Source organism: Shewanella sp. HL-SH5 (genome assembly GCF_051163755.1).
Lineage (GTDB): Bacteria > Pseudomonadota > Gammaproteobacteria > Enterobacterales > Shewanellaceae > Shewanella > Shewanella glacialimarina.
On the sequence record NZ_CP195038.1, the window covers coordinates 2,583,183 to 2,609,115 of the forward strand.

Here is a 25,933-nt window from a genome sequence, read left to right on the forward strand (position 1 = left end):
ACTGTTTAATATTCAGCCGCAATCGTGGGTCACCAAATTGATGGTAGCTAGCTGATTAGTCGATTTCACCCTTTGACAAAACTTTAACCTTTGCTACCGTTTCGTTTCCATTGAAAAAGGGGGATGGACTACTACTTTTCCTAAATAGACCCTTTAGCATAAAACCTATTATTTTAGGCATGAATGACATAGGGAACTTAGAGTAAGCATCCTTAGGCATTTCTCCTATTGAGTGTTTACCAAATGCCTTCATGGTAACAGGCCCTAATATTTCTAACTTTTCTTGCTCACTTGCAAATTTCATTAGTTTTACTGACACACCTATAAATGGGATCTTTGCTGAACTCATTGTGTTAGCTAATGGCATATTGCAACATTTTGTATGCCAACGATATATACCTTTATCTTTCAATTGTACGCCACCGATCTTGTCTTGCCCTTCAGTAATTTTCATAAATTCTGGATAAGTCTGGAAAAGTTCAGACCCGCCATGCTCATCCAAAATATTGTCACTATTCTTTAAATAAGAGGCGAACTGTTGGCAATCGCAACACAGGCAATGTACGTGAAAAAATGATCCAGGAACCACCCTAATATTACCTTTCACTGTTCCACATAAACATTCTAGTTCAACTATTTTTGACATGTCATTTCCTCGTGACAAACGCCTGTATAAGTAGGAGTAACACTAGCACCTAACGAAACTGTAGAATAACTTCAACAGCAAAAACTAACTAAAAAACGAACACATGAAATAGTATGTTGTCTAAAAAAAGAAATTCTATAGCCTCAACGCCTAATTAGACATACTGACGAGTTAAAACTAAGCATACCGCTATGATTGATATGTTTATTAATGCTCGAACAAGCCAATGATGCTCACTGTATGAAACACCAAATTTCTTTGTCACTAAAACCATAAAACTCATTAAGATAAACCAGGGTGTAAAATAGAACGTAAACTCCCACTTTACCAAAGATACCGCCAAATCGTGTAATGCACCACTAACAGCGAAAGTCAAAATAATTGCTAACCACATAGGAAGTAAATCGCTCAATGGCTTCATTATTTTGCGAGAAAGATAGTAACCCCATATTGGATTCCAATACTGCCAAAATAAATAGAATGAACTTGCACCTAACGAACGCTTGAGCATATTAGTCATTGACCCAGGTGCACCAAGTGCTACGCCATTACGCTTTTTTACGTACTCTGATAATGTAATAGATCTATGCATGCTGACCCTGTATGCCTAACAAGCCTGTGGAATTGCTCGTTTTACATTTATTTTATTAATCAATAAACGATATCTGAGTTTCAATTTTGATTCAATTATTTAGTCTGGCGGTTTTTTATATTTTAAATAGCGGTCTTGTGAAGGATTGTTCGCGGTATAGGTGAAGCTTTAAAGGTCTTTTTAAGGTTAAAAGGGCTCTAGCCTACCCAGAGAAAGCGTAGAAATGCAAAAGGGTAGAAATGCCACCCATGATGTTGAAGTCATAACATAACGTCTTTCGTTTTAGTGACTAACACTGACTCTCAATTTCGCAAAATGGCTCAGAAACTAAATTCAACACAGCAGAAAAGCGTAATATCAATCAAGTATGAGAAGGATGGTTATTGGGGATAAGATTAAAAAGAATGCATAAGCACAAGTATCGATGGCAAAGATGGTAGCCAATTCAAGAATACGGGCATAGACCCACTCTCGTCGATGCTCAAAGTTTTCATCTGTTGAGTTATCAAACCGCACCCGAACAATAGTGACAACTTTCTATCATCGATATTTTTGTTGCTTACTGCCACTGGGATAGATAATCTCTTTGATTCAAGCTGTTAAGTTTAAACTCTTTTATATCGACTCATACTTAAAATAAACGCAAAGGATGCAAAATGTTAAATAATGAAGTAAAGCTTTCCTCAGTACTTACCGCCGCTAAAGTGATCCCCCTTGTTGTGCTAATCACTGTGTTAACAGCCTTATTTGGTAGTTGGTATACGGTCGACCAAGGTGAGCGTGGTGTGATATTACGGAACGGTAAAATTATTGGTACCGCAGAGCCTGGCTTAGGTTTTAAGATGCCGATGATTGACAGCGTGGTAAAAATATCTACTCAAACTCACACCACAAGTTATCAAGCTTTGCAGGCTTATAGTCGTGATCAGCAGCCAGCAACTCTGCGCGCTTCAGTGACTTTTAGTATTCCGCCAGATCAGGTTGAAGCTGTTTACGCCAACTTTAAAGGCATCGATTCTTTAGTCGCTCGTTTGTTAGATCGCCAAGTGCCGACACAAGTTGAAAACATTTTTGGTAAATACACTGCTATTTCAGTGGTGCAAGAGCGTATTAAATTCGGTATTGATGTCACTGAAGCCATTAAAAAGTCGATTAAAGGGCCAGTAGAAATAACTTCAGTTCAAATTGAAAATATCGACTTCTCTAATGCTTACGAAAAATCTGTTGAAGACAGAATGCGCGCTGAAGTTGAAGTACAAACTCAGCTACAAAATTTAGAAAAAGAGCGTGTAAGTGCTCAAATTGCAGTAACACAGGCGCAAGCGGAGGCTGACTCACAATTGGCTCGCGCAAAAGCAGAAGCGGAAAGTATTCGAATTAAAGGTATCGCAGAAGCGACAGCGATTAAGAGCCGCGCTGAAGCATTAGCTCAAAACCAAAACTTGGTTGAACTGACCAAGGCGGAACGTTGGGATGGCAAGCTACCAACAACCATGTTGCCAATGGGCACATTACCGTTTATTGACGCTGTAAAAACCAAATAATAAAGTGGAGTAGCTGGAGCACAATGCCTAATTTTTTGCCACTCCAGCGCGTTAACAAAACCCTTCAATAATTTAATCAATGTGGTCAATCATGGTTGGCCACATTTATCCTCAATACACTCACTCAAAAAACAACATAGCCATTTATGGCTACGTTGTTTTGATGTTGTTTTTCCAAGAGCGTCGCCTATTTTTATTTGGGTTGAATGTATCCCGCTTTTTAACGGTTGATGCTATCAGGTTAAAACCTATTGCTGGCCCTCATAAACAAGAGTTATTTCTTCCATAACCCTGCCATTGTCATCGGTAAACGCTGCGAGTTTACTAGGCCAGGCATTCGTTAGGTTCCATTCAGTAGTAACCAGACCGGTTATCGGCTCAATCATGCGCAGGCTTACATTGCTTCTGGCACCATCCACGTCCCCGTTTACTACCTGTGCATTCCAGGCATCCAAATCAATGTTATTGACCAGCTCTCGTCGCAGCACAAGGACGTGAAATTTGATTCTTCCCGGGATTTTGCGAACAATCTCAAATCCATTAACCCCAACAAGTCTAGTTTCCTCTATTTCGTTTTCATTGGACAAAGCAGGTGCGCCGATAAAGCTAGCCATTAGTTCATTGTTTCTCCACAGTTGCATGGTTGCGCCTTCTGTTGATACAGCCCTCTCGCTGCGAGTAGCAATTCTACTGAATGATTCTGTTACTATGGTAATTTCTTCGATTGGCGTGCCATTTTGTGAGGGATACAAGTTAATGCTTGCAGGCCAGGTATTTGTTAATTCCCAAGTTGCAATGGGCGATAAACTTTCGTCAAACAGATCAATAGTGACGGCTAGACGTGTTACATTGCCGTTGGCAGTCTGATTACGCCAGGCTTGGATAGATAGGTCACTGCCTGCATCACGCCTAAGAACCAGATTATAAAATTTTATTCGGCCAGGGAGCTTCAATACAATATCATTGCCATTGCCATCTACACCCATCTGTTCAACAACCTCCCTTTCTGTACCTAACTCACTGATTAAATCAAAATAGAAATCACCGATACCTTCGATGCTAGCTCGAAAATACCTTTTCGCCGCCACTGGCGACGTAACTGCCGAAGTGCCATTACACACATAGTGGGTGCCTGACGCAGAGGTCAGTTCAACCCCTCCCTGAGGGCAATTGGTACTGGAGATGGCTAAAGGGGTAATTGCGACGGATTCACCATTAGTGCCTGCTAAACCATCTGCTCCTTTCACACCGACCGAACCTTGAGGACCTTGTGGGCCTATTGCCCCAGTTGTTCCAGAAATACCTTGCTCACCTTTAATACCGGTCGGGCCCTGTGGACCTGATGGACCTGTTAATCCTATCGCGCCAGGAATACCCTGCTCACCTTGAATCCCGACTAGTCCTTGTGGACCCGCTGCACCAACCGCTCCAGGAATACCCTGTTCGCCATTCACGCCAGCTGGACCTTGTGGGCCTATTGCACCAGTTGTTCCGGCAATACCTTGCTCGCCTTTAATACCGGTAGGTCCCTGTGGACCTAAGGGACCAGTTAATCCTATCGCGCCAGGAATTCCCTGCTCACCTTGAATCCCGACTAGTCCTTGTGGACCCCCTGCACCAACCGCTCCAGGAATACCCTGTTCGCCATTCACGCCAGCTGGACCTTGTGGGCCTATTGCACCAGTTGTTCCAGCAATACCTTGCTCGCCTTTAATACCGGTAGGTCCCTGTGGACCTAATGGACCCGTTAATCCTATCGCGCCAGGAATTCCCTGTTCGCCGCTCACACCAACTGGACCTTGTGGACCTTGTGGGCCTATTGCACCAGTTGTTCCGGCAATACCTTGCTCGCCATTAGCGCCAGTTATACCCTGTGGGCCGAGTGGGCCTGGTGCTCCAGTTAATCCTGGAATACCCTGTAAACCTGGAAGCCCCTGGAGGCCTGGTAATCCCTGTGAACCTGGTAATCCCTGAAAACCTTGAGGGCCTGCCGGTCCTGGTATACCAACCCAGGAGTCGACCTGCTCTGACAGGTCGTCCACCGCAGTTTTTACATCGTTAAAATTTTGATTCATGTCTGCAGCTTTAGCTGGCTCACCAGCAACAAAAGTATGAGTAACTTTAAGTGGTGTATCAGCCATCGCCAAGCTGGTGTTTAATACTGACAATACACTTAATAAAAACGTTATACGGCTTATTTTATTGCCCATAATTAATACCCTGTTTACTTACTATTGTGGTTCAATCTCGTTCAATGTTATTCGCTCTAGAACAGTGTAATTCTGTTCTGGCAGTTTATTGCCAAACGTTGTTTTCATTCCAGTTGAAGCGATCCCACACCGCATTATTCACGGCGGTGGTGTTGGCGGGTGTTATCACAAAAGTAATATCACCGCTGCTCAATTCTGAAATAGAAGCCGTAGTACCTGTTGTTAATGTCTCAGCTATCAGAATATCAATCACTTGTGCTACAGTCTCGCCGTTAGCCGCATTGGGGATCATCAGTGTGGCCGGATTCTGGGTAAAAAGATTCAGGATGGTACTGTCATAAACCTGAGAAAAGGTGTCGTTAACATTGCCATCTACCAAGCCATCGCTTAAATCTTTGGCTAACTCCTCGAGTATGGCGTCAGAGTCAAAACCCGTATTTGTCGCTTGCTGCATCTGAAAAACAACAGCGGTTAACGCTTCGATGGCTGTTCGATAGGCTAGCATCTCATAACGCTTAGATGAGGTATTGACTGTGTCATTCAATAATGGCGGGGTGGTAAATATGTCGATATTTAATGGCATGCCAAAACCAACAGTCGTGATAACCTGAGTCGCTGCTGAGGTTATTTTTAAAAGAAAATCTGCAGCCTTTATGTTACTACTGGCGTTATTTTTTGCTATTTCTACTGCAAGCGTTGTTAAGGGGGTGGCATACAAGGGATTGCCGCCATCAAGCATAGCCTGGGTAATAACAGTGCTGAGATGACTCATTACTGGAAATACGCCCGTAGTCATGTCTATAGTCGTGCCGGGAGTGCTGGTAAATTCCATAATATAAGGAGGTGTCAGTGGCAACGGCAATGCCAAATCAACTATAACGGCTCTACTATCGGTGGTACCAGAGTCAATAAGCTCACCTTTAAAGCCAGGTTGAGAGCTATCAAATTTATAAACAGTAACTAACGCGTTAATCAATGGACCTTTAGTAGCACCGCCATTAATAGTATAGGTTGGAGGGGTATTATTGTCGCGACTACAAGCGTTAAGTAGCAACAGAAGTAGCGCAACATAAATCAGTTGAGGCCGGTTAAACATTCAATAATCTCATTAAAATGGTTATACGCTGCTTGTTATTCACAAAAATTCAGTTTCAACGCGGAAAGTTTAAATCAAGTAAATAAAGAGGGTCATAAATCAAGGGTTTAGATTCGCTGATATCATGACAAGGCTGGCAGCACGATAAGCTCGGATGTCAACAATTATGCAACAATTAACTTCAACCTACACCATAACCTCTTTCATTTAACTTGCCTATACTTAAGTTCATTTACTGATGAGATGATTCCATCTAAATTTCTAATTTAACTCTGACACCCACCATTATTTCCGAGCTACAATACCAAATTAGCGCACAAATTTAAGAATATGGCCTTTAAAGGGGTTAACAAGGTATTCGGTGTGTAGCGGTTTTAAATGAACCGACGTAAAGCCAAATTCAATCATTTTATTGGTAAGCTTATTTTTATTTCCCCGACCAGGGTCAACCAAAATCATTTCACAATGGGGCTTAGCGTGCTCGTTAATAAAGTTAGCTAATAGCTCGACGTGTTCATCCTCGTACAATAAATCACTGCCAATAATCATGTCGAACAAACCTAAACTGTCGTCATGGCTTGCCCAATCAGTTTGTTGATAGGCAATGGGTTTATCTTGATTTAACACAGTGTTTCGAAGTAAAAACTTACCGACTTCGGGGTGATAATCTGTGGCGGTGATATCAGCATGTTTTTTATTAAGCATTAAACTGGTTAAAGCCATACCACAGCCGATTTCAAGTATCCGTTTAATTCCCGTATCGTAATCGGAGATGTAATGCGCTAACACTAAACTTGAAGGCCAAATAATGCCAAATATTGGCCATGTGGCGGATGAAATACCGAGTTTTTCAGCAATGCCTGCAGGATCATTAAATTCTTGATTATCGCGAAGCGTACACAGATGAATATCGGTCTTACCAAACTCAACGGTTTGGTAACGTAAGCGTAGATTTGTCATTTGGCGGCCTAATAATTGGCGCTCAGCCAGGTATCTTTGATAAATGACAAAACGGGATGAACGTTCAAAGTATAGTAAATCAGCAGAAAGGCAATGTATTTAAATAATAGTACTGAGAAAAAAATAATTTATTATCAATATTTTAGCCATAAAAACCCTATTGATACGGCTACCTAACAGATACAAAAAACACAACAATATCAGTGTTTGACCAAGGCTATATCAAACTGACTGTGTGCTACATTTAGCTCACATTAGCAGCAAACCATAAAAGCGTACTTATAATCGATTAATTGTCAGGTTTTTAACGCCCAAATACGCTATGATCCCCGCCACGACTTTGCGACTTAACTGGCTATTCGCTAGCACTTAATTATCAATGGCCTTGAACGGTATTCTGCCTCGATAATCGCACTGTGCACCACTTTCTCTTTTACATTTTAAATTAGGCAACACCATGGCTATCAGAATTAAACTTAAACCCGGCCGCGAGCGTTCATTAGAGCGACGCCATCCTTGGATATTTTCTAACGGTATTCACAACGTTAATGGCGGCAAGCCACAGGCGGGAGATACGGTTGATGTGGTCGGCCATGATGGTCGTTGGCTAGCACGCGGAGCCTGGTCTCCTGAATCACAAATTCAAGTGCGCATATGGACCTTTGATAAAGAAGAAACCATTGATAGCGATTTTTTTGCTAGACGCATTAAAAGAGCCCAAGCTGGACGTGATGAACTGATACGTGAACAAGGTTTAACCGGTTATCGTTTAATTGCTGCAGAATCTGACGGCTTGCCAGGTATTACTATTGACCGTTATGCCAATGTGCTTGTCTGCCAATTACTCAGCACAGGTGCTGAAAAATGGCGCGACACTATCGTCGAGCAGTTAGCGATTCAATATCCAGATTGTGCCATTTATGAACGCTCTGATGTCGACTCAAGAAAAAAGAAGGGCTGTTGCCCGTCACTGGATTACTGCACGGTGAACTGCCACCTATGCCGGTTATCATTGAAGAAAACGGGATTAAAATTGCCGTTGATGTCGTTAAAGGCCACAAAACAGGATTTTATCTGGATCAGCGAGACAACCGCGCCATGGCTGCGCGCTTTGTTAAAGGCAAGTCAGTGCTTAACTGTTTTTGCTATACGGGCACTTTCGGCTTATACGCCGCTAAAGCGGGTGCGGCGAGTATTGAAAACGTTGATGTATCATCGCTGGCACTGCAAACTGCCCGCGACAATATGGCCATCAATGCGCTAAATGATGACCATGTCATTTATAATGAAGCTGATGTGTTTAAGTTACTGCGCCAGTACCGCGATGAAGGTAAAACCTTTGATGTCATCGTGCTTGACCCACCTAAGTTTGCCGATAATAAATCGCAACTCGATGGTGCATGTCGCGGTTATAAAGACATTAATATGATTGCAATGCAGCTGTTAAACCCTGGTGGCATGTTACTGACGTTCTCTTGTTCAGGTTTGATGCAGTCTGACTTATTCCAAAAAGTGGTTGCTGATGCGGCACTTGATGCCAAACGTGAAGTGCAATTTGTTGAACGTATGCACCAAGCTAGCGACCACCCAATAAGCAGTGCTTTTCCTGAAGGTTATTACCTTAAGGGTTTAGTTGCCAGAGTGTGGTAAATAATCACGTTAATGAGTAACAACTCACCTAAAGGGAGCATCAATTGCTCCCTTTTTTATTGGTTATCAGCTCTGGGCACTCACTACTAATCATGCTGATTAATCCACTTACTCAGGTTGACCCATTCTAATGAGTCCTAACTACTCAATCCCTGTTAAATACAATCAATACTTCCTGATACTCATTTTGTAAATATAGCTTTTCGTTAACCAACACACGTTTTTAGTCTCGGGTGATTGTATCGGAGTGAAACCTCAGGTAATCTGCGTCTTCTTATTATATATAAGTGGATTTAGGCACAGTCAGCGCACGAACGACACGCCAGTCCCAACAGATTATTCGGATATGCTGTCTCGATGACAAAAAAGATAAGTACGCCTACAGAAGTGAGTCAGGCCGACGGGACTGCCAGCAAAAAAACGGTTAATCACCGCAATGCAACCACAACACCAGAGATGCGTCAGTTCATTCAAGAATCTGATCTCAGCGTAAGCCAATTATCTAAAATTCTGAATATTAGTGAAGCCACTGTGCGTAAATGGCGTAAGCGTGACTCTGTTGATAACACTCCTAACACGCCACACAAACTCAATACGACCCTGTCCCCCATGGAAGAATACGTCATGTTGGGTCTGCGTTATCAATTGAAAATGCCATTAGACAGGTTGTTAAAAGTCACCCAAGAATTTATTAACCCCAATGTGTCACGCTCGGGCCTTGCCCGCTGCTTAAAACGCTTTGGGGTGTCTAAGTTAGATGAGTTCGACAGCCCTTTTGTGCCCGAAAAATTTTTTAACCAGCTTCCTGTTACTCAGGGTGCTGACATTCAAACCTACACCGTTAATCCACAAACCTTAGCCGATACTTTGTCTCTACCCAGTCCTGATCCTGACAACGTAGTACAAGTCGTGTCCCTAAGTATTCCACCCCAACTAACAAAGCAGCAAGCCTATTCAGTGCTGCTAGGAGTCGATTTCAAGTCAGACTGGGTTTACTTAGATATTTATCAAGACAGCCATACCCAAGCGAGTAATCGCTATATCACCCATGTCTTAAAGCACGGCCCGTTTCATTTACGAAAGTTGCTGGTCCGCAACTATCACAGTTTTCTTGCTCGATTTCCTGGAGCAAGTCTATCAGCTGCCAAGCCTAATAATGGCCAACCTAGCGCAGCTGAATCCCTACATCAGATGGCTCATTCCCAGCCATCAAACGGAGACTCACAATGAGCCAATCCAACAAAAACACCGACAAACGTCTTAACAAACGTTTAAAAGATATGCCTGTTGCCATAGTCGGCATGGCGAGTATTTTTGCCAATTCGCGTTATTTAAATAAGTTTTGGGATTTAATCAGCGAAAAAATCGATGCCATTACCGAAGTGCCTGACACTCATTGGCGTATCGAAGACTATTACGATGCTAATAAATCTGCGCCGGATAAAAGCTACTGTAAGCGCGGTGGTTTTTTACCAGAAGTTGACTTTAACCCAATGGAATTCGGCCTGCCGCCTAATATCCTTGAGCTAACAGACTCATCACAATTGTTGTCACTTATTGTGGCAAAAGAAGTATTAGCCGATGCAGGCGTAGGTGCTGATTACGACACCGACCGCATTGGTATTACGTTAGGTGTGGGTGGTGGCCAAAAACTGAATCACAGTTTAAGTGGCCGTTTGCAATATCCTGTACTTAAAAAAGTATTTAAAAGCAGCGGATTAAGTGATGAAGACACTGAAATGCTGATCAAAAAGTTTCAAGATCAGTATGTTCACTGGGAAGAGAACTCGTTCCCGGGATCTTTGGGTAACGTGATCGCCGGCCGTATTGCTAACCGTTTTGATTTTGGCGGCATGAACTGTGTGGTCGATGCGGCATGTGCTGGCTCATTAGCTGCGCTGCGTATGGCGTTAACTGAATTAACAGAAAATCGCAGTGACATGATGATCACCGGCGGCGTGTGTACCGATAACTCACCGTCCATGTACATGAGCTTCTCAAAAACCCCTGCTTTTACCACTAACGAAACCATCCAACCTTTTGATATTGATTCTAAAGGCATGATGATTGGTGAAGGTATTGGCATGGTCGCGCTTAAGCGTCTTGAAGATGCTGAGCGTGATGGAGACCGTATTTATGCCGTCATTAAAGGTGTTGGCGCTTCATCAGATGGTAAGTTCAAAAGTATTTATGCTCCGCGCCCTGAAGGCCAAGCAAAAGCATTAAAACGTGCCTATGATGACGCAGGATTTGAGCCACACACTATTGGCTTAATTGAAGCCCATGGTACTGGCACTGCCGCCGGTGATGTGGCCGAGTTTAATGGCTTAAAGTCGGTATTTTCTGAAGGCAACGATACTAAGCAGCACATCGCATTAGGCTCGGTTAAATCTCAAGTCGGTCACACTAAATCGACCGCAGGAACTGCCGGCGTGATTAAGGCGGCCCTTGCACTGCATCACAAGGTGTTACCGCCAACCATTAACGTCAGCAAACCTAATCCAAAGCTTGGCATTGGGGATTCACCGTTTTATTTGAACACCGAAACGCGTCCTTGGATGCCACGCAGCGATGATACCCCACGCCGCGCCGGTGTAAGCTCATTCGGTTTTGGTGGCACTAACTTCCACGTGGTGTTAGAAGAATACAAGCAAGATCATGCCCGTGATGCCAAGTATCGTCATCGCGCAGTAGCACAAAGCTTACTGATTAGCGCAAGTAATAAAGCGGCACTGCAAACTGAATTAACCCAGTTATTAAATACCGTAAAAGCAATTGATACCGCTTCACCTAACAGCAGTGAAATTGAATTAGCCAAGTTAGCTAAACGTTTTGCGGTCACCACACTTGATAGCCAAGCTGCACGTATTGGTATGGTGGTAAGTTCATTAACTGAACTTGTGACCCAACTGACCCAAGCTATTGCACAGCTTAGTGCGAACACCAATGATGCATGGCAATTACCGTCTGGTACTAGCTATCGTACGAGCGCGTTAGTGGCTAATGACAGCAAGGTTAAAGTTGCCGCGCTATTTGCTGGTCAAGGTTCACAATACGTCAATATGGGCGTGAATTTAGCCTGTCACTACCCAGAAATGCGTCAACAATTAATGTTGGCCGATAAGGTATTTGCTAAAAACAAGCAAACGCCGTTATCACAAATTCTATTCCCTATTCCAGCCTTTGAAGCTGATGACATTGCAGCCCAACAAGCAGCATTAACTAATACCGCGAATGCGCAAAGTGCTATTGGTGCTGTGAGCATGGGACAGTATCAACTGTTATCCCGTGCTGGTTTTAAAGCCGATATGGTTGCAGGACACAGTTTTGGTGAATTGTCGGCATTATGTGCTGCTGGGGTTATCTCTTCTGAGGATTACTACCAATTAGCCTTTGCCCGTGGTCAAGCCATGGCGGCAACACCTAAAGATCAAGATGCTGGCGCCATGTACGCGGTTATTTTGCCCGCCACAGCGGATACGGCCAATATTGATAGATTAGAACACTGCATCAAAGATTTTGATGGCGTGAAAGTGGCTAATTACAATTCACCGACTCAGTTAGTGATTGCAGGCCCAACGACAACCACCAGTGATGCGGCAAAAGCGATTCAAACCTTAGGCTTTAAAGCCATTGCTTTACCAGTATCAGGTGCATTCCACACACCGCTAGTTGCCCATGCCCAAGTACCGTTTGCTAAAGCCATCAGCAAGGTTAAATTTGCTAAGCCAGGCATGAGTTTATATGCCAATGGCACAGGTAAATTGCACCCTAAAGATCCTAAAGCCATTCAAGCCGCCTTTAGCGAGCACATGCTGCAATCGGTGCGTTTTAGCGATCAATTACAGTCTATGTACGATGCTGGCGCCCGTGTCTTTGTTGAGTTTGGCCCGAAAAATATTCTACAAAAATTAGTTGAAGGCACCTTAGGCAACCAAAGCGATGCTGTCAGTGTAGTCAGCTTAAATCCAAATCCTAAAGGTAATAGTGATATTCAATTACGCCAGGCTGCAACTCAGCTTGCGGTATTAGGGTTAAGCCTTACAGAGGTTGACCCGTATCAAGCACCGATTGCTGAATTAGCTAAGTCATCGCCGATGAATGTCAAGCTAACTGCAACCAACTTCATCAGCCCTGCGACCAAAGCCAAAATGCAAAAGTCACTGGAAACAGGTCAAGTTGCGCTTAAAGAAGTGAAAGTTGAAGTGCCTGTTGAGAAGATTGTTGAAACTGTTGTTGAAAAAATTGTGGAAAAAGAAGTGATCAAAACAGAATATATTGAAGTGCCACAAGCTGGCAGTGCTAATGCTAATGCGAGTAACAGTGCGAGCGCTCAAACAAGTGCTCCAGCCAACGCCGCGCCTGTAAACACAGCACCAGTCAGCCATGACAGCATTGGGGCATTTTTTGCCGCCCAGCAACAAACTGCTGAATTACATCAACAGTTTTTAGCCATTCCACAGCAATACGGTGATACGTTTGCCACCTTAATGGCTGCGCAAACGCAAATGGCAGCCTCGGGCGTTGCTATTCCTGATAGCTTGCAGCAATCAATGGCATTCTTCCACCAGCATCAAGCGCAAACGCTGCAAAGCCATACCTTGTTCCTTGAGCAACAAGCGCTTTCAAGCCAAAACGCATTAGCCATGTTAAGCGGTCAAGCGCCAGTTGCATTTGCTCCGGCTCAAGTTCAAGTTCAAGTTCAAGCTGCGCCGGTTGCCACTCAAGCTCGCGTTCAACAGCCAGTTCAACATATTGCGACTCAAACTGCTGCGCCTCAAACACCTTTCGCTCAAGCTGCGGTGCAAAATCGCGCAGCTCCGGCTCCACAAGCGGCCGTTGCTATGTCAGCTCCAGCGCCTCAAGTGACGCCAGTTAAAGCACCGGTACCAACTCCAGTTGGTGCAGCGGCGCCAGTTACTCCAGTGGTAGAAAGTTCAGGCTTAAGCGCGCAAACAGCCCTGAGCGCGCAGAAAGTACTGCAAACCATGCTAGAAGTGGTGGCCGACAAAACCGGTTACCCAACTGAAATGCTAGAGCTTGGCATGGACATGGAAGCCGATTTAGGTATCGACTCAATCAAGCGTGTTGAGATTTTAGGTACGGTTCAAGACGAATTACCAGGCTTACCAGAATTAAGCCCAGAAGATTTAGCCGAGTGTCGTACCCTTGGTGAAATCGTTGACTACATGAACTCTCGTCTACCAGCTGAGGGCTCTAAGCTGCCAGCAGCAGGTTCAAGCCCAGTTGCAGCATCGGTAGCATCAGCACCGACTTCATCAGAGAGCAACGGATTAAGTGCAGCAAAAGTTCAAAGCACCATGATGGCTGTGGTGGCAGATAAAACGGGTTACCCTACTGAAATGCTTGAACTTGGCATGGATATGGAAGCCGATTTAGGTATCGATTCTATCAAGCGTGTTGAAATTCTTGGTACGGTTCAAGACGAATTACCAGGCTTACCAGAATTAAGCCCTGAAGATTTAGCCGAGTGTCGTACATTAGGTGAAATCGTTGACTACATGAACTCTAAGCTCCCTGCACAAGGCGCCGCTTCTATACAAAATGCGGTTTCTGCACAAGCCGCTCCAACACCTGGCTTAAGCGCACAAACAGCCTTGAGCGCGCAAAAGGTTCAAAGCACCATGATGGCTGTGGTTGCCGACAAAACCGGTTATCCTACTGAAATGCTAGAACTTGGCATGGACATGGAAGCCGATTTAGGTATCGATTCTATCAAGCGTGTTGAGATTCTAGGTACGGTTCAAGACGAATTACCAGGCTTACCAGAATTAAGCCCTGAAGATTTAGCCGAGTGTCGTACATTAGGCGAAATTGTCGCCTACATGAACTCTAAGCTCCCTGCACAAGGCGCCATGAACTCTCCACTGCCAGCACAAGCAGTTCCAGCAACAGCCATGAGCGCTGAAACAGCCTTGAGCGCGCAAAAGGTTCAAAGCACCATGATGGCTGTGGTTGCCGACAAAACAGGTTACCCAACTGAAATGCTAGAACTTGGCATGGATATGGAGGCCGATTTAGGTATTGACTCTATCAAGCGTGTTGAGATTTTAGGCACAGTACAAGATGAGCTTCCAGGCTTACCAGAACTGAACCCAGAAGATTTAGCCGAGTGTCGTACCCTTGGCGAAATCGTTGCTTACATGAACTCTAAGCTCCCAGCACAAGGCGCCGCTTCAGTACAACATACTGTGTCTGCACAAGCCGCTCCTGCATCAGGTTTAAGCGCTGAAACAGCCTTGAGCGCAGAAAAAGTACAAAGCACCATGATGTCAGTGGTTGCCGACAAAACCGGTTACCCAACTGAAATGCTTGAGTTAAGCATGGACATGGAAGCTGATTTAGGTATCGACTCTATTAAGCGTGTTGAGATTTTAGGCACAGTACAAGATGAGCTTCCAGGCTTACCAGAACTGAACCCAGAAGATTTAGCCGAGTGTCGTACCTTAGGCGAAATCGTCGCCTACATGAACTCTAAGCTAACTGCTGGTGGCGAATCAACAACTAGCCCTGCTGCACAAACTGTTATTCACCAAGCTACAGCTGAACTTGCTACAGACTTACCTCCTCATCAGGAAGTCTCGCTAAAAAAGCTACCAGCGGCGGATAAGTTAGTTGGCTGTTTTTCGAAAGACGCATGCATCGTTATCAATGATGACGGCCACAATGCCGGCGTATTAGCAGAAAAATTAGCATCAACAGGCATAACCGTCGCAGTGATCCATAGCCCTAAAGCCATTACCAATAAACAGTCGCCACTAAGTAGTGCTGTTGCTAGCTTTGAGTTAACGCAAGTCAGTGATGATGCGATTGCTGCTGTGATTAAGCAAATTAGCGCTAAACATAAAATTGCAGGTTTTGTGCATCTACAACCTCAGTTTGAACAGATAAACAATGCATTACCACTAAGCGACGCTGGTTTCAAAGCTGTTGAGCAAGCCTTCTTAATGGCGAAGCATTTACAAAAAGGTTTTGAAACCCTATCAAAAACTGAGCGTGTTAGCTTTATGACGGTAAGTCGTATTGATGGTGGTTTTGGTTATTTAGATACCCAAGCCCTAGCGACAACTGAGCTAAACCAGGCGGCACTGTCAGGATTAAGCAAAACATTAAGCCATGAATGGCCAAACGTGTTCTGCCGCGCCTTAGATATTGCACCAAGCTTTGAAGCGGCAGAACTAGCCAAGGCAATTGTTGCAGAGCTGTTTGATATTGACACGTCAATCACTGAAATCGGCATCAGCAAGCAAGGTCGTCACACGCTTAGTGCAACGGCTTGTGCTAAAACACGTTACCAAGCCACCACGTTAAACAGCGATGATACTGTGTTAGTTACGGGTGGCGCAAAAGGAGTCACATTTGAATGTGCCCTCACCTTAGCTAAACAAACTAAATCACACTTTGTTTTAGCGGGACGTAGCGAGCATTTAGCGGCTAATTTACCAACCTGGGCGCAAGGCAAAAAAGTTAATGAGCTTAAAGCGGCAGCGATTGGGTTTATTCAATCCCAAGGTGATAAGCCAACACCTAAGCAAATTGATGCTTTAGTTTGGCCTATTACTAGCAGCTTAGAGATAGACCGCGCGCTTAGTGCATTTAAAGACGTAGGCGCCAGCGCTGAATATATCAGCATGGATGTCAGCTCAGATGCGGCAATTAAGCAAACCCTTAAAGGGCTTAACACCATTACAGGCATCATTCATGGTGCTGGCGTGTTAGCGGATAAACATATTCAAGACAAAACCTTAGCTGAATTAGGTCGAGTATACGGCACTAAAGTGTCTGGCTTTGCCGGTATTATCAATGCGATTGATGCCAGCAAACTTAAGTTAGTGGCGATGTTCTCATCTGCGGCGGGTTTTTACGGCAATACAGGCCAAAGTGACTATTCAATGTCTAATGAGATCCTCAACAAAACAGCACTGCAACTTGCGGCTAACTACCCACAAGCTAAAGTGATGAGCTTTAACTGGGGCCCTTGGGACGGCGGTATGGTCAGTTCAGCATTGAAGAAGATGTTTGTTGAGCGCGGCGTGTACGTTATTCCATTAGATAAAGGCGCAAACTTGTTTGCCCACAGCCTGCTGTCTGAAACGGGCGTGCAAATGCTGATTGGATCGAGTATGCAAGGTTCTGACGCTTCAGCCCAAGCGAGTGCTGCTGTAAAAAAGCTTAATGCGGACTCTTTGCATTATGCCAAGGGTTCGCTGACACTGTCTTTTAATGGCATGAACAACACTTATATTGTTGAACGTGTACTTAACCCGCTTTTAATGCCCTTCATTGAAGATCATTGCATTGCGGGTAATCCAGTACTGCCGACCGTATGTGCCATTCAATGGATGCGTGAAACTGCGCAGCTATTGTGTGGCAAGGCAGTTTGCGTTCAAGATTATAAGTTACTCAAAGGCATTATTTTTGACTCCAATACGCCGCAGGTATTAACCCTGACATTGACGCAAACTGAAGCCGGCTTAAATGCAATTATTGCTAGCCGTCTGCAAAGCGACTCTGTAGACAGTGTGTTAAGGCCGCAATATCAAGCGAGCCTGATTGTTAATGAAAAAGTTGTTAACCAAAACTTGGTTAACGAGAAAATGGTTAATGCATCTAACGCCTTACCTGCAATCATCACCACTGCAAAACAGTTGGCAAATGAAGGTAAAGTGATTAGCACTGACAGCGAGCTTTATTCAAACGGCAGCTTATTCCACGGCCCTCGCCTACAAGGGATTAAGCAAGTGTTAATTGCTGACGAACAGCAGTTGGTGTGCAAAGTTGAACTACCGCAGATTAACGACAATGATTGTGCCGGTTTTGCCCCTAAGTTAACCCTTGGTGGCAGTCAGGCATTTGCTGAGGATTTGTTATTACAGGCCATGCTTGTGTGGGCGCGTATTAAGCATGATGCCGCCAGCTTGCCGTCTACCATTGGTGAACTGACTACTTATGTGCCTTTTGCATCGGGTGATACAGGTTATTTAGTGCTAACGGTACTGAAAAGCAGCGGCCGCTCACTCACTGCCGATATTGCGCTTTACCATGAAGATGGCCGCTTAAGTTGCACTATGTCAGCGGCTAAAACCACTATTAGCAAAAGCTTGAACGATGCCTTTATCGCACCGCGTAATAAGCTTATAGAGGGTGTAATTTGAGTACTGACTTAACAGATAACTCATTAACTGGCCGCGCATTAACTAGCGCGGAACTAGCCCAAGCCGTGAAGCAACGCCACACTATGCCACTTCGCATAGCGGTGTTGCTTAACGCACCTAAGATTATGGCTCAAACTGAGATCCAGTTTGTTAGCCTTGATGAAACTAATCAGCTTGGGTTTGAGCAAGCTCTTGCTGATACAGCAGAGCGTCTAACCAGTGTCCAACCGGCAAATGTGATCATTAATTTAGCAGACAAGTTATGGTTAATGCCTGCGCTGATGGCGGCAAAGAATGGTATTCATCCACATGCTTTAATTAACGGTGTCGGCATTGCTGAAAATAGCCTTGAAGCCATTAATCAAGCTTTAGCGCATGCTAAACGGGATCACGTTCAGCCTGTGGTGCAAACCGTTAAAGCAGGATCAGCCAGACATAAGCTTAATCAACTTCATGGCTTAGTCACTTCTATGGCGACAAGGCAGCTTCCAGTTGCTAGCTGCTTAGTCTCTTCAATTGCTAGCGAACAAGGTTATTGGTTTTGCGAGTTTCATCAAAGCCGAGTGGCTGCTTTTACTAGCTCTATGTGCGCTAACTCGCATCAAGCAGTCGTTTTAACCCAGGGCACAGGGCTGATTACTGCCAAGCCTTTACTCAATACTTCACGATTATGGCTGCCTATTGGCGCAATATCGATTGATGATTTACAAGCCCAGTTAGCGTCATTAGCACTATTACTGAGTCGTTTAGCCAGTGACTCAAGTAATGATATTGCTTTATTGGAACTGATTAAACAGCAGCTTATTGGTTATCAAGCTAAGTCAGCAATAAACAGCTTAAGCGCTGTGGTGATGGCAAGCAGTTATGAGGCACTTTGTGTTGAAGTCAACGCCATGCTTAACGCAGTAAGCCAAACTGACAGTACTGATATTCACTCACCAATTAATTATAAAACGCCTGCTGGCAGTGCATTTACTAGTCAGCCCTTAGGTGAAAATGGCTTAAGTTTTGTCTATCCCGGTGTCGGCACCGTGTATCCCAATATGTTTAAACACTTGGGGCATACTTTTCCTGCGCTTTATAGTGAGCTTGAAAAACAAGGTGATTTGCAAGCCATGTTGCAAAGTCAGCTAATCTATTCGACAGAAAATACGACAACGGCACAGAGCATGAGTTTATCTGAACTGGCTATTTCAGGTGTTGGCGCCAGTTATATGCTGACCAAGTTGTTAGAAAAAGAATTTAACATCAAGCCTAAATTGGCCTTGGGTTATTCGATGGGTGAAGCCTCAATGTGGGCTAGCCTCAATGTGTGGCAACAGCCACACAGTTTAATCGATGCCACCCAAACTAGTTCATTATTCACCCAGGATATTTCTGGGCCATTACTGTGTGTTAGACAAGATTGGCAGCTTGATGTGTCAGACGCCACCAAAGGCGAAGACATTGTCTGGAACAGCTTTATTACTCGGGCAACACCAGAAGAGTTAGCGCCACACCTTAACGATTACCCTAGGGCATACATTGCCATTATTCAGGGCGATACCTGTGTGGTTGCGGGGTGTGAAGCTAGCTGTAAAGCCATGCTCAAACAAGCGGGTAAACGCGGTATTGCATCCAATAAAGTCACTGCAATGCACACGCCCCCGGCGATGCAAATTATTGAGCAGGTAAAGCAGTTCTATCACCAGCCTCTGATGGCGGACTTACCCAATGACATCCGCTTTATCACAGCAACAGAAGCTGAGCCAATAGTGTTAAGCCCGGATGCAATAGCCCAATCGATTGCCGATACTTTTTGTCATCAATTGGATTTTACCCAGTTAATTGCCAAGGCTTGTCAGCATGGCAGCAGGCTATTTGTTGAAATTGGCGCGGACAGACAAACTAGCACGCTAATCGATAAAATTTTAACCAGCCAGCTTGCTGACAAACAGGTTAATCAAGACAGCTTTTCAGCCCAAGCTATTGCCGTTAATGCCAAAGGTGCGGATGAAAGTATCAGTTTATTGAAATGCTTAGGCCAGTTATTAACCCATCAAGTCCCTATGTCATTTACCCCTTTTATCGACAGCATTGATTGTGCCATCTCACAAGAGCTAGCACGCGCGGTCGAACAATTAGCGGTTCTTGTTGATCCGATTTTATCGTCTCAGGCACCTCACCCTATTTCAGAAGGAGAACCTCATTGAGTTCTCATAATGCCCCCCAAATTGCCATTGTCGGCCTTGCTAATCAGTATCCTGATGCGGACACGCCGGCTAAGTTTTGGCAAAACTTATTAGATAAAAAAGACTCACGTAGTCAAATCAGCGATCAAAAACTGAATGCCAGCCCAAGTGACTACACAGGCGTGCAAGGTCAGTCTGACCGCTTTTATTGCGACAAAGGCGGCTACATTGAAAACTTCAGTTTCAATGCCAATGGTTACCATGTGCCAGCCAGTGCATTTGACGGTTTAGATGACAGTTTTTTATGGGCCACAGACACTGCGCGTAATGCCTTAAATGATGCGGGCATATCGTTAAACGATAGCCGCTTATCACGCACCGGTATTGTGATGGGCACGCTGTCATTCCCCACGGCTAAGTCCAATGAGCTGTTTGTGCCGCTTTATCACGGCGCTGTTGAAAAAGCCTTACAGGTAAAACTTGCTCAACCTAATTTTGTGCTGCAAGGTTTTGGCAATGAGCAGCAGTTAGGTCTGCCGCGAACAATCAACTACCGCAATGGCGCCATCGCTCATAATGCCTCAAAGCTCGTTGCCGATGCACTGGGTTTAGGCGCAGCGCAATTAAGCTTAGATGCCGCCTGTGCAAGTTCTGTTTATGCCTTAAAACTGGCGTGTGATTACTTGCACACAGGCAAAGCAGATATCATGCTAGCGGGTGCGGTATCAGGCGCGGATCCTTTCTTTATCAACATGGGTTTCTCGATTTTTCACGCCTACCCAGACCACGGTATTTCAGCGCCGTTTGATAGTAACAGCAAAGGTTTATTTGCCGGTGAAGGTGCGGGTGTATTAGTACTCAAACGGCTTGACGATGCTCAGCGTGATGGCGACCATATTTATGCCCTCGTTAGCGGTATTGGCTTGTCAAACGATGGAAAAGGTCAGTTTGTACTAAGCCCAAATAGCAAAGGTCAGGTGTTGTCATTTGAGCGCGCTTATCGTGAAGCTGACATAGCGCCTGCCAGCATTGAAGTGATTGAATGCCACGCCACCGGCACGCCTTTGGGTGACAAGGTCGAGCTCACATCGATGGAGCGCTTCTTTGAAGATAAGCTTAATGGCAGCGCAACTCCGTTAATTGGCTCGGCTAAATCTAATCTAGGCCACTTGCTTACCGCCGCAGGTATGCCGGGGATCATGAAAATGATTTTCGCCATGCGCCAAGGTGTGTTGCCGCCAAGTATCAATATCAGCAGCCCTATCGCCTCGCCGAATCAATTGTTTGGTCAGCAAACCTTGCCTAATGAAGTGTTACCTTGGCCAGACAAAGCAGGCAATACAGCGCGTCATGCTGGCGTGTCGGTATTTGGCTTTGGTGGTTGTAACGCGCATTTATTGATTGAATCTTATGATAACAATGCGATTAATCATGATTTAACACATACACCTGCTGCCAAACAAGACACGTTAAACGCTGCTAACACGCCGCTTAACATTACCGGTATGGCTGCCCATTTTGGCCAAGCCAGCAACATTAATGCACTGGCAGACAAGATAGCTCAGCAACAACCTTTGATGACAGACTTACCCGCTAAACGCTGGAAAGGGTTAAATAATCATCCCGAGTTATTAGCAAAACACGGTCTGCACTCTGTTCCCCAAGGCGCTTATATTGAACAGTTTGACTTTGATTTTTTGCGCTTTAAAGTGCCGCCAAATGAAGATGACAGATTAATATCACAGCAACTGTTATTAATGAAAGTGGCCGATGAAGCCATTATTGACGCCAAACTAAAACCGGGCAGTAAAGTCGCGGTATTGGTGGCGATGGAAACAGAGCTTGAATTGCATCAATTCCGCGGCCGCGTTAATTTGCACAGCCAAATTAGCCAGAGCCTTAAAGCCCAAGGTGTTGTGCTAACAGATGATGAATATCAAGCCCTTGAAACTATCGCCATGGACAGTGTTTTAGATGCCGCTAAGCTAAATCAATATACCAGTTTTATTGGCAATATTATGGCGTCGCGGATTTCATCATTGTGGGACTTTAATGGCCCTGCTTTCACCATTTCAGCAGGCGAGCAATCTGTTAGTCGCTGTATTGATGTGGCACAAAATCTGTTTGCCTTAGGCTCAATTCAAGAGCCACTAGACGCTGTGATCATCGCTGCAGTAGATTTGTCGGGCAGTATTGAAAATATGCTACTTAAAAATGGCTGCTTATCCGCATCAGGTATCCAAAAGGGTGATATGAATGCGCGCCCTTGGGCTATCGGCGAAGGTGCCGGTGCGATTGTCTTGCAGACAAAAACGGCCAATACCAGCTTAACAGACAACAGTTACGCCAGTATCGACAGTTTGCAATTTAGTAGCCACTATTGCGCCAATAATATCAGTGCTAACGTGTTTGCTAAGTCGGCTAATTTGATTGAACTTAATCAATCACCTGAAAGCCGTTTTGATGTTACTGGCCAAGCATTGTTTAGCCAATTAGCATCTGGCACAACAATGCTAACCCAAGCGCAAGATATTATGGGACACAGCTTTGCGGCATCCGGCATGGCCAGTATGCTGCACGCTTTGATTAAGATGAGTCAGTTTAATGTCAGTGCTGGCGTTAATGCGGCTAATACAAGTGCACACCATGCTAGTGCTAAAATCGTCACGGTAAGTGAAAACCAGTGTTCAAACATTGATTTATCTGTATCTCAGACACAGCAACAAGCGCTAACACATCGTTTGACTTCGCCCCTTGCACAGCAGCTATCGCACACAATCGCGACTGGCAGTAAATTAAGTTTAATTAAGCAAGTCAGCCTTGGCGGACGAGATATTTACCAACACATTATCGATACACCAATAGCATCAATTGACAGCATTAAAGCTAAATGCGCCCATATTGCTCCGCAAGCAAAGGCAGCGACATCCGTCACAGTAGTTCCTATGACAAACACGCTATCGACAACAAAAAATGCGCCCTCAACAGAGACGACACACACTATTATGCCTAATCTAAAACCGGCTTCTCCAGCACTAAATTCAGCAAACTCGGCATTTACCCAGAGTGTGCCACCAGCCCATTTAAATGCTTTTCAACAAAACCAGTGGCTAGCGCAACAAGCACATTTGGCGTTTTTAAAAAGCCGTGATGCGGGCCTTAAAGTGGCCGATACCTTACTAAAGCAGCAGTTAGCTCAGGTTAATGGCCAGCAAAATGTTTACCCATCAAACCCTGTACTTACTCAACCTTTACAACAGCAAGCTCAAGCGGTTAACGTATTAGCCCAACCTGTGCCACAAACAGCATTAACACCCAATCATGCTAAGGTTCCCGCCTACACAGCCCCAATTCCAGCGGATAAACCGTGCATTTGGAATTACGCAGATTTAGTGGAATATGCCGAAGGGGATATCGCCAAGGTATTTGGTCAAGATTACGCCATTATTGACGGCTATAAACGTCGCGTACGTCTGCCTACCACGGACTATTTATTGGTATCACGCGTCACCAAGCTTGATGCGACCATCAACCAATATAAGCCCTGTTCAATGACCACTGAATATGACATCCCAGTGGATGCCCCTTACTTAGTTGATGGTCAAATCCCTTGGGCGGTTGCGGTAGAATCTGGTCAATGTGACTTGATGCTGATCAGCTATTTAGGCATCGACTTTGAAAATAAAGGCGAGCGTGTTTATCGCTTATTAGATTGTACCCTGACCTTCTTGGCTGATTTACCTCGCGGCGGCGACACTCTGCGTTACGATATTAAAATCAATAACTTTGCTAGCAATGGCGACACGCTACTGTTCTTCTTCTCTTACGAATGTTTCGTTGGCGATAAGATGATCCTCAAAATGGATGGCGGCTGTGCAGGCTTCTTTACTGATAAAGAACTCGCAGACGGAAAAGGCGTAATTCACACTGAAGATGAAATCAAAAACCGTCTTAGCGTGATGAACAATCCTAATAAGCCGCGTTTTGAACCACTGCTACATTGTGCTCAAACAGCGTTTAACTATGGTCAAATTCATCATTTACTCAATGGCGATATCGGTAGCTGTTTTGGCGGCGCCCATGTTAGCCACCAGCTAGAAAATGGATTACAGCCATCGTTATGTTTCGCCTCTGAAAAATTCTTAATGATTGAGCAAGTGAGCAAGTTAGATGTCCGTGGCGGCGCTTGGGGCTTAGGCTTAATTGAAGGCCATAAACAACTGGCACCGGACCACTGGTATTTCCCATGCCACTTCCAAGGCGATCAGGTCATGGCTGGATCATTAATGGCCGAAGGCTGTGGTCAGTTATTACAGTTCTTTATGTTGCATATCGGCATGCACACACAAGTGAGTAATGGTCGTTTCCAACCACTTGAAAATGCTTCGCAAAAAGTACGTTGTCGCGGACAAGTATTACCGCAACATGGCGAATTAACTTATCGCATGGAAGTCACTGAAATTGGCACAAGCCCTCGCCCATATGCAAAGGCGAACATTGATATTTTGCTTAATGGCAAAGTAGTGGTCGATTTCCAAAACTTAGGCGTAATGATTAAAGAAGAAAGCGAATGTACTCTTTACCCGCTTTTATCTTCAGCGACCAAAAGTGCGAATATCCCCGTAAATAAAGCGCCATTGATGGCACAAGTGCCGGATTTAAGTGCGCCAACCAATAAAGGGGTTATTCCGCTTAAGCACGTTGAAGCACCTACAGTGGCAGCTGATTCTAAATATGCCAACCGCGTACCTGATACAGTGCCATTTACGCCTTATCATATGTTTGAATTTGCCACCGGTAACATTGAAAAATGTTTCGGCCCAGAGTTCAGCATTTACCGCGGCTTAATTCCACCACGTACACCCTGTGGTGATTTACAGCTAACCACTCGCGTCGTTGAAATTAACGGTAAACGCGGTGAGCTGAAAAAACCTTCTTCTTGTATTGCTGAATACGAAGTGCCTGCAGATGCCTGGTATTTTGCCAAAAACAGTCATCAAGCAGTTATGCCGTATTCGGTACTAATGGAAATATCATTACAACCCAATGGCTTTATTTCTGGTTACATGGGCACCACCCTAGGCTTCCCAGGGCAAGAGCTGTTTTTCCGTAACCTAGATGGCGGCGGCAAATTACTGCGCCATGTGGATTTACGCGGTAAAACTATCGTCAACGATTCAAAGTTGTTATCAACGGTTATTGCTGGCAGCAATATTATTCAAAGCTTTACCTTTGAACTCAGCGTTGATAACGAGCCGTTTTATACTGGTAGCGCGGTTTTTGGTTACTTTAAAGGTGATGCGCTTAAAAACCAGCTTGGTATCGATAACGGTAGAATTACTCAGCCTTGGCATATCGACAATAATGTTGCTGCTGACATTAGCGTCAATTTACTCGATAAAACTTCACGGGTATTTAATGCGCCAGCCAGTCAGCCGCATTATCGACTAGCGGGCGGCCAACTTAACTTTATCGACAAAGCGGAAATTGTGAACACAGGCGGCAAGTACGGTAAAGGATATCTTGCTGCGTCACGCACTATTGACCCAAGTGATTGGTTCTTCCAATTCCACTTCCATCAAGATCCGGTAATGCCGGGCTCATTAGGTGTTGAAGCCGTGATTGAGTTAATGCAAACTTACGCCATCAGCACAGACTTAGGTAAAGGTTTCACTAACCCGAAATTTGGCCAAATTCTGTCGGACATTAAATGGAAATATCGTGGTCAAATTAACCCATTAAACAAACAAATGTCACTCGATGTGCATATCAGCGCAGTAAAAGATGAAGACGGCAAACGCATCATCATAGGCGATGCAAATCTTAGCAAAGATGGTCTGCGTATTTATGAAGTCAAAGACATCGCAATCTGTATTGAAGAAGCTTAG

10 protein-coding genes and 1 pseudogene are annotated in these 25,933 nt (G+C 44.6%); 6 read left to right on the top strand and 5 right to left on the bottom strand.

Annotated features, from left to right (window positions below; genetic code table 11):
• Window positions 1-55 precede the first annotated feature (55 nt).
• On the bottom strand, window positions 56-646 hold the full coding sequence (locus ACRWQM_RS11290; protein WP_434930057.1) for a DUF6151 family protein: 591 nt from the start codon (window positions 644-646) through the stop codon (window positions 56-58).
• A 154-nt stretch (window positions 647-800) separates the two neighbouring features.
• Window positions 801-1,238 (bottom strand): acyltransferase, encoded by a 438-nt coding sequence (locus ACRWQM_RS11295; RefSeq protein ID WP_434930059.1) that lies wholly within the window; start codon window positions 1,236-1,238, stop codon window positions 801-803.
• Between the two features lie 656 nt (window positions 1,239-1,894).
• On the opposite strand from ACRWQM_RS11295, the gene ACRWQM_RS11300 reads away from it, so the two are divergent.
• On the top strand, window positions 1,895-2,782 hold the full coding sequence (locus tag ACRWQM_RS11300) for an SPFH domain-containing protein (protein ID WP_434928838.1): 888 nt from the start codon (window positions 1,895-1,897) through the stop codon (window positions 2,780-2,782).
• 248 nt (window positions 2,783-3,030) lie between these two features.
• On the opposite strand, the gene ACRWQM_RS11305 is transcribed toward ACRWQM_RS11300, so the two are convergent.
• The 3 genes from ACRWQM_RS11305 to ACRWQM_RS11315 form a co-directional block, all read right to left on the bottom strand.
• A complete protein-coding gene (locus ACRWQM_RS11305) occupies window positions 3,031-4,992 on the bottom strand; it encodes a phage tail protein (RefSeq protein ID WP_434930061.1) in 1,962 nt (653 codons plus the stop codon).
• Between the two features lie 85 nt (window positions 4,993-5,077).
• On the bottom strand, window positions 5,078-6,088 hold the full coding sequence (locus ACRWQM_RS11310) for a hypothetical protein (protein ID WP_434930062.1): 1,011 nt from the start codon (window positions 6,086-6,088) through the stop codon (window positions 5,078-5,080).
• Window positions 6,089-6,397: 309 nt separating this feature from the next.
• The gene (locus ACRWQM_RS11315) at window positions 6,398-7,048 is read right to left on the bottom strand and encodes a class I SAM-dependent methyltransferase (RefSeq protein ID WP_434928836.1); all 651 of its coding nucleotides are present in this window, start codon (window positions 7,046-7,048) and stop codon (window positions 6,398-6,400) included.
• Window positions 7,049-7,505: 457 nt separating this feature from the next.
• On the opposite strand from ACRWQM_RS11315, the pseudogene ACRWQM_RS11320 reads away from it, so the two are divergent.
• The 5 genes and pseudogenes from ACRWQM_RS11320 to ACRWQM_RS11340 all read left to right on the top strand — a co-directional run bounded on the left by ACRWQM_RS11320 (window position 7,506) and on the right by ACRWQM_RS11340 (window position 25,933).
• Window positions 7,506-8,698: pseudogene (locus tag ACRWQM_RS11320) on the top strand (class I SAM-dependent rRNA methyltransferase).
• A gap of 357 nt (window positions 8,699-9,055) precedes the next feature.
• Complete coding sequence (locus ACRWQM_RS11325; protein WP_226410340.1) at window positions 9,056-9,928, top strand: helix-turn-helix domain-containing protein; 873 nt, start codon at window positions 9,056-9,058, stop codon at window positions 9,926-9,928.
• Window positions 9,925-17,874, top strand: coding sequence for a phosphopantetheine-binding protein (locus tag ACRWQM_RS11330; protein ID WP_434930064.1), 7,950 nt, complete (start codon window positions 9,925-9,927; stop codon window positions 17,872-17,874). The genes ACRWQM_RS11325 and ACRWQM_RS11330 overlap by 4 nt, the downstream gene beginning before the upstream one ends.
• Window positions 17,871-20,066, top strand: a complete 2,196-nt coding sequence (locus ACRWQM_RS11335) for a PfaB family protein (RefSeq protein WP_434930065.1) — start codon at window positions 17,871-17,873, stop codon at window positions 20,064-20,066. The genes ACRWQM_RS11330 and ACRWQM_RS11335 overlap by 4 nt, the downstream gene beginning before the upstream one ends.
• The gene (locus ACRWQM_RS11340; RefSeq protein ID WP_434930067.1) at window positions 20,063-25,933 is read left to right on the top strand and encodes a beta-ketoacyl synthase N-terminal-like domain-containing protein; all 5,871 of its coding nucleotides are present in this window, start codon (window positions 20,063-20,065) and stop codon (window positions 25,931-25,933) included. The genes ACRWQM_RS11335 and ACRWQM_RS11340 overlap by 4 nt, the downstream gene beginning before the upstream one ends.